Origin of the sequence: Pseudomonas arcuscaelestis (assembly GCF_016881005.1) — a bacterium.
Taxonomy (GTDB): domain Bacteria; phylum Pseudomonadota; class Gammaproteobacteria; order Pseudomonadales; family Pseudomonadaceae; genus Aquipseudomonas; species Aquipseudomonas arcuscaelestis.
On sequence record NZ_JACOPV010000012.1, the window covers coordinates 79,434 to 97,750 of the forward strand.

The window sequence follows — 18,317 nt, forward strand, 5'->3', positions numbered from 1 at the left end:
GAGTTAAAGTTGTCAATTAGTTGTGCGTCAAAAAACGTCTTCCGATCAAAAGGCAATTAAATGGCGTCAATAAATTCCGTTTTCGGGGTTTTGGTCGGATTTTGACGGTTTTGTGGCGGCCCTTTTGACGGTCCTTTCGCGTGCTTTACAGGTGTGAATATTCTCTGCTTAGTTGCCTGGGATAAATGGTAGTGGGGTAAGTATCAATGCGGGCGAAATGCCATCGCTTATGTGCGAAAAGTTCACCCGCTGGTATTTAAATCGAAGCATTTCAATGTTGAGGGCCATTGTAGAGCCGCTACTTACGGGTGCGTTGTATGTTGCTCGGCTTGTGTAGCGCTTGTTCTCCCGTGCATAGTGGCGCTTGAGTGGCCTGTCTGGCAGGAATGCGTGGATAGCAGGCATGGACGATGGACCAAGGACTTAGAACAGCAATGAACGGAATCGGAGCCCGTCTACGGGAAGAAAGGGAGCGTCTGGGCCTCACCCAGCGCGTTTTCGGTGACATTGGCGGTGTTGAACCCAATGCCCAAGGCAAATATGAGAGTGGCGAGCGTACCCCCAAGGCCGACTACATGGCCGCCGTGGCTGCGCGGGGCGTCGATGCCCTGTATGTGCTGAGCGGTACGCGTACGCCGGTAGCCCACGGCGCCCTCAACTCGCAAGAGGCCAGCTTGCTGGGTGCTTTTCGCTCACTGCCCACGGCCGACCAGGCCGCCGTCCAGCATTTGCTCGGTAGCCTCGCCAGCGCTCTGCCTCGCACATGTGCGCTGGTTTCCAGGGCGGACCCGGTAGTCTCTTCTCGGGTGGCGGCAACGGACAAACTGGTGTCGATTTGATGACGTGTTCCGTTAGCTCTGGCACTTGGTTTTTGCTAAGGTGGCGACATTCAATTGCCGCCGCAGTGTGAGGTGTCTGCTTGATTAGGGTCCTGGTGGTCGATGATCACGATCTGGTACGTACAGGCATCACCCGTATGCTGGCCGATATCGATGGTTTGCAGGTAGTGGGCGAGGCTGACTCTGGCGAGGCATCCTTGAAGGTGGCACGTGAGCTCAAGCCTGACGTCGTCCTCATGGACGTGAAAATGCCCGGCATCGGAGGTCTTGAGGCGACGCGCAAATTGCTGCGCAGCCACCCCGATGTAAAAGTGGTGGCGGTGACTGTCTGCGAAGAAGACCCGTTTCCGACTCGGCTGCTGCAGGCAGGCGCTGCCGGTTACCTGACCAAAGGGGCAGGGTTGGACGAAATGGTCCAGGCCATTCGCCTGGTCTTTGCAGGTCAGCGCTATATCAGCCCGCAAATCGCCCAGCAATTGGCACTGAAACCATTCCAGCCGCAAGGCTCGCCATTCGATACGCTGTCAGAGCGAGAAATCCAGATCGCCCTGATGATCGTCGGTTGCCAGAAAGTACAGATCATCTCCGATAAGCTGTGCTTGTCCCCGAAAACGGTGAATACTTACCGGTATCGAATTTTCGAAAAACTCTCGGTCACCAGCGACGTCGAGCTGACGCTGTTGGCGGTCCGCCATGGCATGGTTGACGCCAATCTCTGAACTCATGACCCCTGTGTTTGATGCAAGTGCATTTCTGGCGACCTGCAGCGGTCGCCCAGGCGTTTACCGGATGTTCGACGGTGAAGCCCGGCTGCTGTATGTCGGCAAGGCAAAAAACCTCAAGAAGCGTCTGGCCAGTTATTTTCGCAAAACTGGCCTGGCGCCGAAGACGGCTGCGTTGGTGGCGCGCATCGCCCAGGTCGAAACCACCATTACCGCCAACGAGACCGAAGCACTGCTGCTTGAGCAGACACTGATCAAGCAGTGGCGGCCGCCGTATAACATTCTGCTGCGCGACGACAAGTCGTATCCCTATGTGTTTCTCTCCGACGGTCCGTTTCCACGCCTGGGGATTCACCGCGGAGCCAAGAAGCAAAAGGGCAAGTACTTCGGCCCCTATCCAAGTGCCGGAGCAATTCGCGAAAGCCTGAGCTTGTTGCAAAAGACCTTTTTCGTTCGCCAGTGCGAAGACAGCTATTACAGCAACCGCACCCGCCCATGCCTGCAGTACCAGATCAAGCGCTGCAAGGCCCCTTGTGTCGGCCTCGTCGAGCCTGAGGAATATGCCGTCGATGTGCGCCACTCGGTGATGTTCCTCGAGGGGCGCAGTCATCAGTTGACCAACGAGCTCAACGCAGAGATGGAACAGGCGGCGATGGCCTTGGAGTTTGAAAAGGCCGCCCAACTGCGCGATCAGATCGGATTGCTGCGCAGGGTCCAGGATCAGCAGAGTATGGAAGGCGGCAGTGGCGATGTGGATGTCGTCGCGGCGTTTACCAACCCTGGCGGCGCCTGTGTGCACTTGATCAGTGTGCGCGGTGGGCGTGTATTGGGTAGCAAGAATTTCTTTCCACAGGTCGGGATCGAAGAGGATGTGGCCGAGGTGATGGCCGCGTTTCTCTCGCAGTACTATATAGGCAACGCCGAGCGCGACCTGCCGGGCGAGCTCATTGTAAACGTGGTGCATGACGATTTCGCGGCGTTCACCGCGGCCATCGAAACCTTGCGCGGGCGCGAACTGACCATCAGTCATCGGGTGCGTGGCACCCGTGCGCGCTGGCAGCAGCTGGCGGTAACCAACGCCGAACAGGCCCTGAGCGCGCGCCTGGCCAACCGTCAACACATGGCCTCACGCTTTGAAGCCTTGGCCCAGGTGCTGGCCCTCGATGAGGTGCCTCAACGCCTTGAGTGCTACGACATCAGTCACTCCAGTGGCGAGGCTACCGTAGCGTCCTGCGTGGTGTTCGGGCCGGAGGGGCCGCTGAAATCGGACTACCGACGCTTCAATATCGAAGGCGTCACTCCGGGCGACGACTATGCGGCCATGCACCAGGCCCTGACTCGCCGCTTCGGGCGTATCAAGGGCGGCGAGGGCAAGTTGCCAGATGTGCTGTTGGTCGACGGCGGCAAAGGCCAGCTGAACATGGCCCGCGATGTGCTGCAGGAACTGGCGGTGCCAGACCTGATTCTGCTTGGCGTGGCCAAGGGCGTAACCCGCAAGGCGGGCTTTGAAACCTTGTACCTCAACGATGCGGCCCACGAGTTCACCCTCAAGGGTGACTCGCCAGCGTTGCACTTGATCCAGCAGATTCGTGACGAAGCGCACCGCTTCGCCATTACCGGTCACCGTGCCCGACGCGGCAAGGCCCGACGTACCTCCAGCCTTGAAGATGTAGCTGGGGTAGGGCCAAAACGCCGTCGTGACCTGCTTAAACACTTCGGTGGCCTGCAGGAATTGACCCGTGCCAGCATCGAAGAAATCGCCAAAGCACCGGGAATCAGTAAAAAGCTTGCCGAGTCGATTTATGCGACCCTGCATAGCGAGTAGAATGCCCCCTCACTTTGCAGCCAGTTGTGCCGATGAATATCCCAAATCTACTTACAGTTCTTCGCGTCCTGCTCATTCCGATCTTTATTTTGCTGTTTTATGTTCCGTACCACTGGAGCTATATCGCAGCAAGCAGTGTCTTTGCTGTTGCAGCGGCCACCGACTGGCTTGACGGCTACCTGGCCCGCCGACTGCAGCAGAGCACTCCCTTCGGAGCCTTCCTTGACCCCGTGGCCGACAAGTTGATGGTCGCCGTGGCCTTGGTGCTGTTGGTGCAGGTCCATGCAAACTTCTGGCTGACATTGCCAGCGGCGGTAATCATCGGTCGTGAGATCGTGGTATCGGCCCTGCGCGAATGGATGGCCGAGTTGGGCGCACGGGCGCATGTCGCGGTGTCGAACCTGGGCAAGTGGAAAACCGCCGCGCAAATGCTCGCGCTGGTGATCCTGCTGGCCAATCCGCCAGTGATGACCTTCTGGGTGATTTTGGGTTACGTCTTGCTGATGATTTCCGCAGGCCTGACCTTGTGGTCGATGGTGCACTACCTGCGCGCCGCCTGGCCGCACCTGCGCGAAGGCTCGGAACAAAAATAAAGCTTTTTTGAATCAAGGGCTTGACGGCGTTCCATGAATCTATAGAATGGCCGTCACCAAATGCGGGAATAGCTCAGTTGGTAGAGCACGACCTTGCCAAGGTCGGGGTCGCGAGTTCGAGTCTCGTTTCCCGCTCCAAATATAGATCTACAGAATTCCATGGAAATCTGTAAGTCGTCGAGAAAGGGCCTTCGGGCCCTTTTTTCGTTCCCGCGCACCGTCGCAAGCCGACGTTATCCGCGCCATCAGCTTTCCCAGGTCAACGCCTGCCCGCCACCGCCTTCTTCGATTCAATCGGTCTGCATCTTTCTTTGCAGTTAGTGCCGCAAGGGTAGCTATCATTGCGCAGGCGACGTTGATAGCATACGGCCACTTTTTTTAGTCGATTGCTACCTGGTCCTTGCGGCCGGAAACGTTATCGCCGCCACTGATCGTCGGCATTCACGTTCTGTGAACAGCAGCCGATATCAACTCAAGCAATCCAGATCCGTACAGGGATGTAGCTAGATGAAGCAGGCAGTGTGGTGGGCGGCGTTGGCCTTGATGACGAGTGTTGTTCAGGCTGCGGCCGAGAGTGATCCATTGCTCGATGGCGTCACCTTGCGCGGCGGCAGCGAAGTGCGCGGTGTGCTGCGCGCCCGCTCCCAGGCGGTGCTGGCCAGCGAACTGCCCGGCCGGGTCGTGGAAATCCCCTATGCTGAAGGCCAATCGTTCAAAAAGGGCGATGTGCTGGTGCGCTTCGATTGCAGCGCCTACCAGGCCCAGGCCAATGCGTCTGCTGCAGCCGTGCGCGCAGCCCGCGAAGAGCTGGGCAACAAACGGCAACTGGCGGCGCTCAATTCCGTCGGGCGTTTCGAGGTGTCCCTGGCAGAAGCGCATCAGGCCCAAGCCCAGGCCGAAGCCCAGGTATACCAGGTGCAGGTGCAGCGCTGTCAGGTCAAGGCGCCGTATGATGGCCAGGTGGTGCAGCGCCGTGTCCAACCCTACGAAAGCGTAGCTAGCGGTGCACCGCTGCTGGAAATCGTCGACAACCGCACCCTGGAGATTCATCTGCTGGTGCCGTCGCACTGGATCGGCACGCTTAAGCCGGAGCAGACCTTCAGCTTCGTGCCCGACGAGACCGGCAAGTCGATCGATGCGGTGATCAAGCGTCTTGGTGCGCGTATCGACGAAGGCAGTCAAACCCTGCTGCTGATCGCCAATGTTCCCGCCAATACCCCAGGCCTGATATCCGGTATGAGTGGTACCGCGCGCTTTGCGGAGAATAAATGAACGCGCCGGTGCCTGGTGCTCTCGAGCAACTGCTGGCCCATTACCTGAAGTTGGAGCGTCAGGCCCGTGGTGCGCCATCGGTGGAAGAGCTGGCTTTTAGTATGGTCAACGATAGCCAGGCGCTATTTGGCTATCGACATGGCGCGCTGCTGATCACTGGCAAAGTTCGCGCGCTCACCGGCGTCAGCACGGTGGAGCCGAACGCGCCGTTCGTGGTGTTCGTTGAGCGCGTCGCCAAGCGCCTGGCTGCCAGTGAGCGTTTTGCTCTGCCAGGAGCGGTGCCACCCGACGATCTGGATCAAGCCAGCCGTGACGATTGGCAGGCGCTGTCTGCTCCCCATGCCTTCTGGCTACCGCTTAAAGACCGTCAGGGCGAGGTGTTCGGTGGCCTTTGGCTGGCCCGCGACAATCCGTGGAATGACGCCGAGCAGGTTTTACTGGCGCAGCTTGGCGACTGCTATAGCCATGCCTGGCGCGCCCTGCAACCGGGCAAGCCTTGGCGCCTGCGCTGGCCGGCGAAGACCCGCTGGGCCCTGGCCGCGGCCTTGCTGCTGATACTGCTGGTACCGGTGCGCCAGTCGGTGTTGGCCCCGGCCGAAGTTGCGCCGCGCAACGGGCAGGTGGTCGCTGCGCCACTGGATGGGGTGGTCGCCGAGTTCCTGGTCAAGCCCAACCAGCCAGTTAAAGCAGGCGAGGTGCTGGTGCGCTTTGACGCCACCACCCTCAAGGCCCAGGCCGATGTCGCCGAACGCACCCTGGGCGTCGCCGAGGCGGAGTTCAAGGCCAATACCCAGCGGGCGTTTTCCGATGCTGATTCCAGTGCGCGCCTCGATCTGCTGGCCGCTCGGGTCGAGCAGAAGCGTGCCGAGCGTGATTACGCCCGCGATTTACTGGCGCGTACCCAAGTGCGTGCCGAACGCGACGGCATCGCGGTGTTCGCCGATGCCCAGCGTTTTATCGGCAAGCCCATGCGTACCGGCGAGCGCCTGATGGAAATTGCCGACCCGACTCAGGCCGAACTGCGCATCGAACTGCCGGTGGCCGACGCCATTGGTCTGGAAAAGGGCGCCGAAGTGGCGTTGTTTCTCGATAGCGATCCGCTGAGCCGGCATAACGCGGTGCTCGAACGGGCGGCCTATCAGGCACAGAACACCCCGGCCGGCCAGCTTGCCTATCGCCTTGACGCCAGTTTCGAAAACGCGCCGCCGCGTATCGGCCTGCGCGGCACGGCCAAGGTCTTCGGTGACCGTGCGCCGTTGGCCCTGTATCTGCTGCGCCGGCCCCTGGCGGCCCTGCGCCAGGCGGTGGGGCTTTGATGCTGCCGGCGCTGCGTCCCGACCTGCAGCTCTCGACGGGTGCGCCGGGCCTCGACGGCTCGCCGCAATGGACCCTTGCCGACCCGCTGCGCGGTCGCTATTTCAAGCTCGGCGCGCCGGCCATGCGCCTGTTGCGTCACTGGGCCCTGGGCGATCGGCAACAGGTGCTCAATGCCGCTAATGCCGAGCCGGGCATGCCACTGACCGGGCAAGCGCTGGATGAGTTAATGCGCTTCCTGCGCGGTCATGACCTGGTCAGCGCCATGGATGCCGAACAACGCGCCAGTTACGCGACCAAGGCAGCGTCCCAGCGCCAGGGGATCTGGACCCAGGTCTTGCACAAATACCTGTTCTTTCGGATTCCGCTGTGGCGCCCGGATGCATTTCTCAATCGCACCTGGCCATGGCTGGAACGTAACGGACAGAGCCTGCTGCGCTATGGCTTGCCCACTGTGTTGCTGCTCGGGCTGTTCCTGGTGATGCGCGATTGGGAGCGCTTTCTTTCGACCTTCCCGCATTTACTCAGCCTCGGCGGTATGGCGGCGTTCGCCATTGCCCTGGGGTTCGCCAAGCTCTGCCATGAATTCGGCCATGCCTACATGGCCAAGCGCGCCGGCTGCAGGGTGCCGAGTATGGGCGTGGCGTTCATGGTCCTGTTGCCCATGCTCTACACCGATGTCAGCGACGCCTGGCGCGTGCAGGATCGTCGTACCCGTTTACTGATCGGCGCTGGCGGCGTGCTCGCCGAGCTACTGCTGGCCTGTATTGCCCTGTTGGCCTGGTCGTTGTTGCCGGACGGGGCAGGGCGCACGGCGGCATTCATGCTGGCCAGTGCTACCTGGATCACCACCCTGGCGATCAACGTTAACCCGTTGATGCGCTTTGACGGTTACTTCCTGCTCAGTGACCTGTGGGGCGTCGACAACTTGCAGGGCCGCGGTTTCGCCCTTGGGCGCTGGCACCTGCGGGAAAAGCTCTTCGGTTACGGCGAGCCTATGCCCGAGCATTGGTCGCCTAAGCTGCGCCGCCGCCTGTTGTGCTGGAGCTACGCTGCGTGGATCTGGCGCGCGGTACTGTTTTTCGGCATCGCCCTGGCGGTCTACCACCTGTTTTTCAAGGTGCTCGGCATCTTCCTGATGATGGTCGAATTGGTGTGGTTTATCGGCCTACCGATCTGGCGCGAATGGCAGCACTGGTGGCAGCACCGAGACAAGGCCCAGTCGCGCAAGGTACTGTTCCTCGGTGCCGGCCTGGCGCTAATCCTGGCCCTGCTGGTGGTGCCGTGGCGCAGCGGCGTGGAAGTGCCGGCGATGCTCGAGGCGTCGCGGGTAAGTGCTCTGCATGCCCCGGCGTCGGCGCAGGTGCGCGAGGTCCGGGTCAAGGACGGCGACCAGGTTGCGCAGAACCAGGTGTTGGTCACGCTCGAATCGCCGGATCTGCAAGCGCGGATGAGCATCGTCCGCCGCGAGATCGAAATCCTGCAACTGCAGTTGCGGCGACAGTCCGCACGCAGCGAAACCGCCGCCGACAGCGGCATCCTTGAGCAGCGCCTGGCGGAGGCGGTGGCCGAGTACCGTGGTCTGGCAGCCCAGCGTGAGCGCCTGGTGTTGCGAGCGCCCCATGCCGGAACGGTGCGTGATCTGGTCGATAACCTGAGCCCCGGACGCTGGATCAGTACCGAGCTGCCGCTCGCTCAGGTGGCCGCCGCGGGCCTGCGCTTGCGCGGTTACCTGGCTGAAGCCGATCTGTGGCGCGTGGCGCCGGGTACGACTGGGCATTTCGTCGCCGACGATGTGTTACGCGACTCTCTGCCGGTCACCCTCGATGGGGTGGATGCCAATGGCGTGGCGTATATCGATCAGGAGGCACTGATTTCCGAGCATCATGGCCCTATTGCGATTCGCCGTGACGAAGAGAAGAGGGCGCAACCTTTGCAAGCGCAATATGGCGCGCAATTCGTGCTCGAAAAGGGTGCGCCGAAGGAGGTTTCACACCCGCTGCGCGGGCTTGTGGTGCTCGACGGGAAGGGCGAATCACTGATGTCTGCAGCTTGGCGGCGGGTGGCTGCAATCGGCGTCAGGGAAAGTGGATTTTAGTCGTGTGATCGTAGGACAATTGAGTTAATCTGCCATCAATTCGCCATGTACGTTAGCCTGACCTCCATCACAATAAAAAGTTAGCTCACGAAGTTAACCCTACAAGGATGTTCGAATTGATAGCGAAGGAAGCTGCGACCCACCGTGCCTTGCGTTCAGCCGATATGACGTTTATCGAGCGCCTGTATGCCGGATCACCTGTGCATAACGTCCCCCGCAGCGGCCGGCCCATCGAGCAGGTCGCAGTATCTCTCAGTCAGCAGTTCAATCCTCAGCATAGTGAATATATGGTTCATTCCTATGAAGCGTGGGCGGTCGCACTGCGCCTCGCAACGCCTACCCAGATGCATACCCGCTTGCCGACCTACACCCATCTGTTGTCGACGCAGGGCACCTTCCCAAGTCGCAGCCAACAGCAACAATAGGCGATGCCCCTAGGCATCGCCTTTTTTTTGATCGCCTTGCCGGAGCAGGCAGTGCGGTGACCACCTGGAGGAGCATCATGAAGTTCATCGAACGGTTCTCGCGCAAGTCCGGCCAGCCGCCAGCTGACCCCGGCCAGGCTCCGTTGCTGATGGCTCTGGAGCCGCGAATCATGTTCGATGCGTCCGTGGGTGTGGTCGCCCAGGATGCCGTGGCGCAGACCACTGCTGATGCGGCCAAGGACAGCACCTCCGATAGCCACAGCAGCAAAGTCCCAGCGGCGACGGGTGCGACTGCGAGCCAGCAGCAGGGCAGCCAGCGCCACGACGTGGTGTTCATTGACGGCCAGGTGAATAATCCCGGGAAGCTGCTCGAAGGTCTGCCTGCCAACGCCGAAGTGGTACTTCTTGATCCGTCCAAGGACGGCCTGCAGCAAATGGCTGACTACCTCAAGGGCCGCGACAACCTTGATGCCATCCATCTGCTTTCCCACGGTGCCGACGGTACGGTGCAGTTGGGGAACGTCTGGCTGGCCAGCAACAACCTCGCCGAGCATCGTGCGGCGCTGGAGAGCATCGGTGCTTCGCTGAAGGCCGATGGCGACCTGATGTTGTATGGCTGTGACGTGGGCGAGGGCAAGAAAGGTCAGGCATTTATCGATCAACTGGCTTCGGTCACGGGTGCCGATGTCGCCGCCTCGGTGGACGACACCGGCGCTGCGGCGCTGGGTGGTAACTGGACGCTGGAGCGCCGTAGCGGTGCCATTGACACCACTGCCCTGAACATCCGCAGCTACGACAGCCTGATGGCCTCTACCTATACGGGCGGTACCGTCTCCAGCGCTCCGGTGCTGGGCACCTCTGGCAACCTGATGAAATACGTGGTCGGCGACTTCAACGGCGACGGCCGTGCCGACATTCTCTTCCAGGCCTCCGGCGCTGGTGGGGCCTGGAGCTTCGCCCAGAGCAACAGCGATGGCTCTTTCACCACCTTCAGTCAGGCCAACTCGATCTTCGTCGGACTGGCCCTAGGCGACGCGTCCACCGGTGGTGCCAACTTCCATGCCGGCGACTTCAACGGCGACGGTCGCATCGATCTGCTTGCTGCGCCCGTGAGCGGCCCGACGATGAAGCTCTACCTCAATACCGGCGCCAGTTTCACCAGCCAGGACGTGGCGGGCCCGTCCTTCGGCGTCCGCACCCTGGTCGGCGACTTCAACGGCGACGGTGCCCTCGACATTCTCTACCAGACCGGCGGCAGCGCCACATCCTGGGCATTGGCGCGGAACAACGGCAGCGCCACGCCAAGCTTCACCACGGTGACGAGTGCAGACCCCTCCTGGCTGTTCGGCGGTATCACCATGCCCGACTTCAACGCCTTCAACTACAAGGCTGCGGATGTCAATGGCGACGGCTACACCGACCTGATCTACGTTGCTGCCGGGGCGAAGATAAATTATTTCCGTAACGACCACGGGACCTTCGTCGACATGACGTCCACGGCGGGCCTGCCGACGACCGCCGTGGACCGGGCGATCGTTGCCGACTTCGACGGCGACGGCGATGCCGACATTCTCTACCAGACCAACGGCAACGGCTCGGCCTTGCGCTACGTGCGCAACGACAACGGCACTTTCGTCGACGTGGACTACAGCAATTCCCCGTTTGCCAACGTGGTCCTGCCCGATATGGCCTCGCAACAGTTCCGTGTCGGCGATTTCGACGGCGATGGCGACCTTGACCTGATGTCAACCTCGGACACGGTCAACAGCACCAGTATCTTCTACCAGAGCGGCAGCCTGCCCAAACTGGTGAGTTCGACCCCGGCCGACGACAGCCTGACCGTCACCCCAGGTGCCAACATTGTCCTGACCTTCGACCAGGCGGTGGGCAAGGGTACCGGCAACATCTATATCGTGCGCACCAGCGATAACGCGGTCGTCCAGACCATCGCCGTGGGCAGCAGCAGCGTCACCGGCTCCGGCACCACCTGGACCATCGACCCGCCGGCCGACATGGTCGCTGGCGTCGTCTATGCTGTGCGCATCGACGGCAAGACCTTCGCCAACACCAATGGCCAGGTCTACAAGGGCATCCTGAACAACACCGCACTGAACTTCAGCATCGCCACCGTGACGCCGCCGGTAATCGCCAACCTCAACGGCGATAGCGTCAGCTACTTCGAGGATGGTGCCTTTACCCTGCTGGACCCAAACAGCAACGCAACGGTCAGCGACGCCGACTCGGCCAACTTCAACGGCGGCAAGCTGACGGTGCAGGTCAGCGGCGGGGGTACCGCTGGCGAAGACGTGCTGTTTATCCGCAACCAGGGCAATGGGGCCAACGAGATCCAGATCGACGGCACCTCGATCAAGTACAACGGCCTGGTGATCGGTACCTTTGCCGGCGGCAGCAATGGCTCCGCGCTGGTGATTACGCTGACCAGTGAGGCCACCGCGACAACCACGGCGGCCTTGTTGCACAATTTGGCGTACCGCAATTCCAACACCCTCCAGCCGAGCACCACCACCCGTAGCGTCTCGATCAGCATGGACGACGGTGCTGGCGGCAACAGCGTGGTGTCGGTGGTGAGCGTCGCCGTCGTGTCCGTCAACGATGCACCGGTGGTCAACGCGATCGGCGCCAATCCGACCTTCACCGAGAACGGCAGCGCGGTAGTGTTGTTCGCCGGCGCCACGCTCAACACCGTCGAGACCGGGCAATTGGTCAAGCAGCTGGTCTTCACCGTCAGCAACCTGGCCGATGGCTCGATGGAGCGTCTGAGCATCGACGGATCGACGTTCAACCTGGTCAACGGCACCAACGTGGTGACCCTGAACAACGGCGCGTCGGTGACCGTATCGCTGGCTGCCGGTACCGCCACCGTGACCCTGTCCCATAGCGGGCTGTCGACCTCGACGGTGCAGGCCATGGTCAACAACATGACCTACCGTAACGCCAGCGAAGGGCCAACGGGCTCGTCGCGGGTGGTGACCCTGGGATTCGTGTCCGACACCGGTGGCATTGCCAACGGCGGCGTCGATATTGCCTACATGGGCATTACCAGTACGGTGACCCTGGTCTCGGTCAACGACGCGCCAACCCTCAGCGGCGGTCCATTCACAATGGGCGGGATCGACGAGGACACCACCAGCCAGGCCTATACAGTGGCCTCGATCCTCGCCAGTGTGAACTACGGCGACGTGGATTCGGGTTCCCTCGCCGGAATTGCCGTCACTGCGAGCGCCGGGCGTAGCCTGTGGCAGTACTCCATCGACGGCAGCACCTGGACCGACTTCGGTGTGGTGTCGAACAGCAGTGCGCTGCTGTTGAGCAGCACGAGCCTGGTCCGCTATGTGCCTGACGGCGCCAACGGCGAAAACGTCGCCATCACGTTTCGGGCCTGGGACCGCACCTCCGGTACCGCTTCGAGCGCCGGAATGCGCAGCACGGCCGATACCACCAGCAACGGCAGCACCACCGCGTTCTCCACCGGCACCGCCCAGGCCTCCCTGGTAGTCAGCTCGCTCAATGACGCCCCGGTGATGACCAGTGTAGCGCCAACCCTCACCGCGCTCACCGACATCGCTACCAGCAACAGCGGCAATTCCGTCCTCTCGCTGCTGGGCGGAGTCACCGACATCGACACCGGTGCTTCCACGGGTATGGCGATCACCGGAGCGACCTCCACCTACGGTAAGTGGCAGTACAGCCTCGACAGCGGCAGCACCTGGAGCGACGTCGGTACCGTCTCCACCAGTTCTGCGCTGGTCCTCACCGCGCAGAACCTCGTGCGCTTCGTGCCGGACGGCATCCACGGTGAAACCGCAACCATCACCTACAAGGCCTGGGACCAGACCAACAGCACCGCCGGCCTGCAGGGCGCCAAGCTCAACACCACCACCTCGGGTGGGACTTCGACCTACTCCACCCAAACCGATACAGCCAGCGTGATGGTAACGGGGATCAACGATCGCCCGGTGCTGACCGTTACCGGTTCTGCGGCTTCGTGGACCGAAGGTAATAACGTAGCCTCCAGCCGCATCGTGGTGGATTCTGCGCTGACCGTGTCCGACCCGGACGGCCCGAACCCGGCCAGCGCCACGGTGCGCCTGCTGACCTACTACAGCGCCCAGGACAGCCTGGCCTTCGTCAACGATGGCGTCTCCATGGGCAATATCGTCGGCAACTGGACTGCCGGCACCGGCATCCTGACCCTGACCTCCGCCGGCAACCAGGCGACCTTGGCGCAGTTCCAGGCCGCGATGCGCGCGGTGACCTACGGCAACGCCTCGGAAACCCCGAACACCACGACCCGCACCGTGCAGTTCCAGCTCACCGATGGTGGCGGTCTGTCCTCGATCGCAGTCACCCGTGACATCACCATCACAGCGGTCAACGATTCGCCGACCATCAACGCACCGGTCAGTCTCCAGGTCAGCGAAGACATGATGACGCCGATCAACCTAGTCAGCTTCAGCGATATCGATTCAAGCCTCGGCGTAGTCACCTTCTCCGTGACCAGTGGCAGCCTCAGTGCCGCCGGTTCCGGGGGCGTGACCGTGGGCGGCACCTCGACGGCGCTCACCCTGACCGGCACCCTGGCCAATATCAACACCTTTCTCAGCGATAACCGCCTGCATTTCATCCCGGCGGCCAATGCTACTGCCAACGTCACCCTGACCCTCAACGTCAACACCAACAGCGTTTCCGACGCCACCACCACCATGACCCTGCAGGTCACGGCGGTGAACGACGCGCCGGTGGCCACCGTTCCGCCGTCGATCACCGTGACCGAAGACGTGTCTAGCGTGATCACTGGCATCAGCTTCACCGACATTGATGCCGGCATCAGTACCGTGCAGGCGACCTTCTCGGTACCGAGCGGGACCCTGAGCGCCACCAGTGGCATGGGTGTCATCGTTGGCGGTTCCGGCACCGGCGAGCTGACCCTGTCCGGCAGCCTGGCCGATATCAACTTCTTCATCGCGGCTAACGGCCTGACCTTCAGGACTGCCCAAGACACCATCGCCAGCGTGACCCTGACGGTGACGATCAACGACAAGGGCTCCATCGGCGCGGGCGGCGAGCAGATCGACACTAAGACCGTGACCCTGAATGTCACGGCGGTGAACGACGCGCCCGCCAACAACGTGCCGGGCAGCCAGACTGCCTCGCAGAATATCGCCCTCGGTTTCAATACCGCCAATGGCAACGCCATCTCCATTACTGATGTGGATGCCGGCAACGGCCTGATGACGGTGACCCTGACCGCCACCAACGGCGTGCTCAGCCTTGGCAGCCTCACCGGCATCACCATGGTGACCGGTACCGGCCTGAACAACGTCACCATGACCTTCGAGGGCAACCGCACCAGCATCAATGCGGCGTTGCAGACCCTCACCTTCAGGCCGTCGAACAACCACCTCGGCGCTGCCAGCGTGACCATCGAGACCAACGACAACGGCAACTCCGGTACCGGTGGTGCCAAGTCCGATGTCGACACCATTTCGATTAACGTCATCCCGGTGAACCCGAAGGTCACCAGCGTCTCGGCGCAGGGCCTGGACCGTATCGTCAAGGTCGGCGATGAAGTACTGATCAGCATCACCTGGGACCAGATAGTCAACGTCGATCTCACCAGTGGCTCCCCGACCTTGCTGCTGGAAACCGGCCTGATCGATCGCAACGCCGTGTACGTCAGCGGCAGCGGCAGTAACACTCTGACCTTCAAGTACACCGTGCAAGCCGGTGATCTCAGCGCCGACCTGGACTTCCAGAGCACCTCGGCGCTGCAGATGAACGGTGCGGCGATCAGCAACAACACCAGCGACCTGGCCATTCTGACGCTACCGACCGTGGGCGGCGCTGATTCGCTCGGCGGGCGCAGCAACATCGTCGTCGACGGCGTGGCAGCGGTTGTGGGCAGCGTCAGCGCGCCAGCCAATGGCACTTATGTTGCCGGGCAGAACCTCGACTTCATCGTCAATTTTAGTGAAGCGTTGACGGTCGATACCAGCGGCGGCGTACCGCGCATTGCCGTGACGCTGGACACCGGCGGCACCGTGTATGCCGAATACGTTTCCGGCAGCGGTGGCAGGGCTCTGGTATTTCGTATGACGGTTACCAGCGGCCAACTGGACAGCAACGGCGTTACCCTGGGCGGTGCCATCGACCTCAACGGCGCTTCCATCATCGACCTCGCCGGCAATGCCACCGTCACTGCCCTGAACGGTGTTGCCAGCACCGCCGGGGTCAATGTCGATGCTATCGCGCCGAGCGTCCTCAGTGTGGGGGCGCCAGTTGACGGCAACTACAAGGTTGGCGATGTGCTGACCTTCACCGTCAACGCCAGCGAAGTCGTGCAGACCGGCGCCCTGGCGCCGCACCTGGTCCTGGATGTGGGCGGGGTGACGCGTTACGCCACCTACGTTTCCGGCAACGGCAGCGCCGCACTGGTGTTCCAGTACGTAGTGCAGCGTGGCGACAACGACGGCAATGGCGTAGTTGTGAACAGTCTTGACCTGCGCGGCGAGCAGCTTACCGACCCGGCGGGCAACGATATTGACCCGACCCTGGGCAGCGGCAACCTGCCGGGCGTGCTGGTCGACACCAGCGCGCCGAGTGCCAGCAATATCGTGCGTGTCGGCAGCAGCCCGACTAACAGCGGCTCGGTCAGCTTCACCGTGACCTTCAGCGAGGACGTTAGCGGTGTTGATGTCTCCGACTTCTCCCTGGCCCTCGCCGGCTCAGCAAGCGGCAGTATCGCCAGTGTCGTGCGCGTCGATGGTCGAACCTACACCGTGCTGGTCAACAGCCTGGCTGGCACCGGCACCCTGCAACTGAACCTTAATGCCAGCGCTACTGGCATCGTCGACGCCGCGGGCAACACCTTAAGTGGCGGCATGAGTGGCGCCAGCTACAACATCGACCGCGTCGCGCCGGGCGTGACCCGTGTCGATGTGCCCAACGCTGGCACCTATGTGGCGGGGCAAAATCTTGACTTCACCGTGCATTTCGACGAAAGCGTGCAACTGGACACCAGCAACGGGTCGCCACGCCTCGAAGTGACCTTGGACAATGGTCAGAAAGCCTATGCCACTTACCTGTCGGGGGCTGGCAGCAACGCCTTGGTGTTGCGCCTGAGCGTTGTGACCGGCCAATTGGACAGTAACGGCATCCAGCTTGGAGGCGCCCTCCAGCTCAACGGCGCGACCCTGCGCGATGCGATCGGCAATGACGCCAACCTGGCGCTGAACAATCCGGGCGCTACCTCGGGTATCAAGGTGGATGCAGTGGTACCACTAGTCGAGCAGGTTACCCTGCCGGCGAACGGTGGCTACAACGCCGGCGACGTCTTGACCTTCACCGTCAATGCCAGCGAGAGCGTCCATGTCGATACCAGCAGTGGCACGCCGCGCCTGGCTCTGAACATCGGTGGCGTGACTCGCTACGCCAACTATGTTTCCGGCAACGGTACTTCGGGGCTGGTGTTCCAATACACCATCCAGGCCGGCAACACCGCCAGCAACGGCATCGGCCTGCCGGGCAGCATCGACCTTAATGGCTCGACGGTGCGCGACGACGCTGGCAACGACATGAACCTGCAGCTCAATACTCCGGGCATGGCCAGCGGGATAGTGGTGGACACCGTTGCGCCACAGGTAAGCGATATCGCACGTGTCAATGTCACCCCGACCAACGCCGATAGCCTGCGTTACACCGTGACCTTCGACGAGTCGGTGAGCGGCGTCGACAGCGCCGACTTCACGCTTGCTCTGACCGGCACCGTCAGCGGACGCATCGCCTCTGTCACCCGTATCGATGGGCGCACCTACCAAGTGCTGGTGGACAACCTGGCCGGCGCCGGTAACGTGCGCCTGGACCTGAATACCAGCAACACGGGTATCGTCGATGTAGCCGGCAACTCGATCAGCGGCGGTCTGAATGGCAGCACCTACACCATCGACCGCGTCGCGCCATTGGTGACCAGCGTGACGACTCCTGCCAGCGGCGCCTATACCGCCGGGCAGACCCTGGACTTCAAGGTTAATACCAACGAGGCGGTGCTGGTGGACAGCGGCAACGGCAACCCGCGTCTGGCCATTACCTTGGACGATGGCCGGGTGGCTTACGCTGACTACCTGTCCGGCTCCGGCACCATGGCACTGACCTTCCGTCTCAGCGTTACCATCGGCATGGCCGGTAATAACTCCTTTGCGGTCGCTTCGCGTATTGACACCAACGGCGGCACTCTGCGCGACGCCCAGGGCAACGACGCCAATACCGGCTTGAACAATGTTGGCGACACCAGCGGCATTCTGATCGACGCCCGCGCGCCGCAGCCGAGCAGCATCGTCGTGGACGGTCCGGTGCTGCCGACCGATCGCAGTCTGAGTTTCACGCTGACCTTCGATGAGGCGGTCAGTGGCGTCGATACCCGCGACTTCAACGTGCTGGGCACTTCCAGCGCCAGCGGGGTGGTGCAGTCGGTACAACGAATCGACGCAAGGACCTACCGTATCGTGGTCGGTGACTTGCGCGGGCAGGGCGCTTTGTCCCTGAGCCTCAACGCGGCGAACAGCGGTATCCAGGATGACGCTGGCAACGTGCTGGTGCAGTCCCAGGTCAGCGCCGGTCAGACCGTGCAAACCCAGGATGTCGGCGACCTTGAATATCGCACCAACCCACCGCAAACCCAGAGCACTGTGCAGGTGTCGGGGCTGCAGCCGCAGGTGCCGGGTATTGTCATCGACGCAAGCATCTCGCCGCTGGCCGTGGGCTCGCTGTTTGAAGTCCGCACCATAGGCGGCGATCTGAAACCGCTGGGGACCATCTTCCTCGGCCAGGCCGACAGTGCACCTAGCTTCATCGCCCAGGTCTTCGGCAGCAGCGACAGCGGGCTGAGCAATGGCGACGGTAAGGGCTTTCTCGGCTTCGGCGGCGGTAGTGGCGGGGTTTTCGGCGCCAGCACCTTCGCCACCCTCTTCAATCGCGAGGTACCGGGCATCAGCGAGATGAACGTGTTCGGCGCCAACCAGTGGAAGCAGAGTGACCTCAACCAGGGGCTGCGCGGCGTGTTTGGCGTGCCGACCTTCGGCCAGCAACTGCAACAAATCAACGAAGCCGACCAGCACCAGGTGCGCGAGTTGGCCAACGCCTTGGCCAAACCGGCAGAGATCGGACAGCGGGCATAAAAAACAGCACAACATTTGAGAAACGAGCCGTACCA

The 18,317-nt window shown here is 61.8% G+C and carries 8 protein-coding genes, 1 tRNA gene and 2 pseudogenes; all 11 read left to right on the forward strand.

Translation table 11 applies throughout. The features are described 5' to 3' along the window. The first annotated feature begins 434 nt into the window (after window positions 1-434). The 11 genes and pseudogenes from H8F21_RS19100 (at window position 435) to H8F21_RS19145 (ending at window position 18,282) form a co-directional block, all read left to right on the forward strand. On the forward strand, window positions 435-839 hold the full coding sequence (locus tag H8F21_RS19100) for a helix-turn-helix domain-containing protein (protein ID WP_203478544.1): 405 nt from the start codon (window positions 435-437) through the stop codon (window positions 837-839). Window positions 840-919: 80 nt separating this feature from the next. Next, the gene (gacA, locus tag H8F21_RS19105; protein ID WP_136475621.1) at window positions 920-1,558 is read left to right on the forward strand and encodes a response regulator transcription factor GacA; all 639 of its coding nucleotides are present in this window, start codon (window positions 920-922) and stop codon (window positions 1,556-1,558) included. 4 nt (window positions 1,559-1,562) lie between these two features. After that, window positions 1,563-3,386, forward strand: coding sequence for an excinuclease ABC subunit UvrC (uvrC, locus tag H8F21_RS19110; protein WP_203541680.1), 1,824 nt, complete (start codon window positions 1,563-1,565; stop codon window positions 3,384-3,386). Window positions 3,387-3,418: 32 nt separating this feature from the next. Further along, window positions 3,419-3,979 (forward strand): CDP-diacylglycerol--glycerol-3-phosphate 3-phosphatidyltransferase, encoded by a 561-nt coding sequence (gene pgsA, locus H8F21_RS19115; protein ID WP_136475622.1) that lies wholly within the window; start codon window positions 3,419-3,421, stop codon window positions 3,977-3,979. Between the two features lie 62 nt (window positions 3,980-4,041). Beyond that, window positions 4,042-4,117, forward strand: a tRNA-Gly gene (locus tag H8F21_RS19120). Between the two features lie 369 nt (window positions 4,118-4,486). Further along, complete coding sequence (locus tag H8F21_RS19125; protein WP_203478543.1) at window positions 4,487-5,251, forward strand: efflux RND transporter periplasmic adaptor subunit; 765 nt, start codon at window positions 4,487-4,489, stop codon at window positions 5,249-5,251. Beyond that, window positions 5,248-5,482 (forward strand): annotated as a pseudogene (locus H8F21_RS30100) (HlyD family secretion protein); the annotation flags it as partial. The gene H8F21_RS19125 and the pseudogene H8F21_RS30100, both read left to right, overlap by 4 nt. An 80-nt stretch (window positions 5,483-5,562) precedes the next feature. Then, window positions 5,563-6,567: pseudogene (locus tag H8F21_RS19130) on the forward strand (efflux RND transporter periplasmic adaptor subunit); the annotation flags it as partial. After that, window positions 6,564-8,663, forward strand: coding sequence for an efflux RND transporter periplasmic adaptor subunit (locus H8F21_RS19135; protein ID WP_203478541.1), 2,100 nt, complete (start codon window positions 6,564-6,566; stop codon window positions 8,661-8,663). The pseudogene H8F21_RS19130 and the gene H8F21_RS19135, both read left to right, overlap by 4 nt. A 116-nt stretch (window positions 8,664-8,779) precedes the next feature. After that, on the forward strand, window positions 8,780-9,088 hold the full coding sequence (locus H8F21_RS19140; protein WP_203478540.1) for a hypothetical protein: 309 nt from the start codon (window positions 8,780-8,782) through the stop codon (window positions 9,086-9,088). 77 nt (window positions 9,089-9,165) lie between these two features. Next, entirely contained in the window at window positions 9,166-18,282 is a 9,117-nt protein-coding gene (locus H8F21_RS19145) for a DUF4347 domain-containing protein (RefSeq protein ID WP_203585156.1), read from the forward strand. Window positions 18,283-18,317: the final 35 nt, after the last annotated feature.

Bases quoted from the DNA above. Each gene is read 5' to 3' on its own strand.
- H8F21_RS19100 (WP_203478544.1), top strand. From the start codon at position 435: ATGAACGGAATCGGAGCCCGTCTACGGGAAGAAAGGGAGCGTCTGGGC.
- H8F21_RS19125 (WP_203478543.1), top strand. From the start codon at position 4,487: ATGAAGCAGGCAGTGTGGTGGGCGGCGTTGGCCTTGATGACGAGTGTT.
- pgsA (WP_136475622.1), top strand. From the start codon at position 3,419: ATGAATATCCCAAATCTACTTACAGTTCTTCGCGTCCTGCTCATTCCG.
- H8F21_RS19145 (WP_203585156.1), top strand. From the start codon at position 9,166: ATGAAGTTCATCGAACGGTTCTCGCGCAAGTCCGGCCAGCCGCCAGCT.
- uvrC (WP_203541680.1), top strand. From the start codon at position 1,563: ATGACCCCTGTGTTTGATGCAAGTGCATTTCTGGCGACCTGCAGCGGT.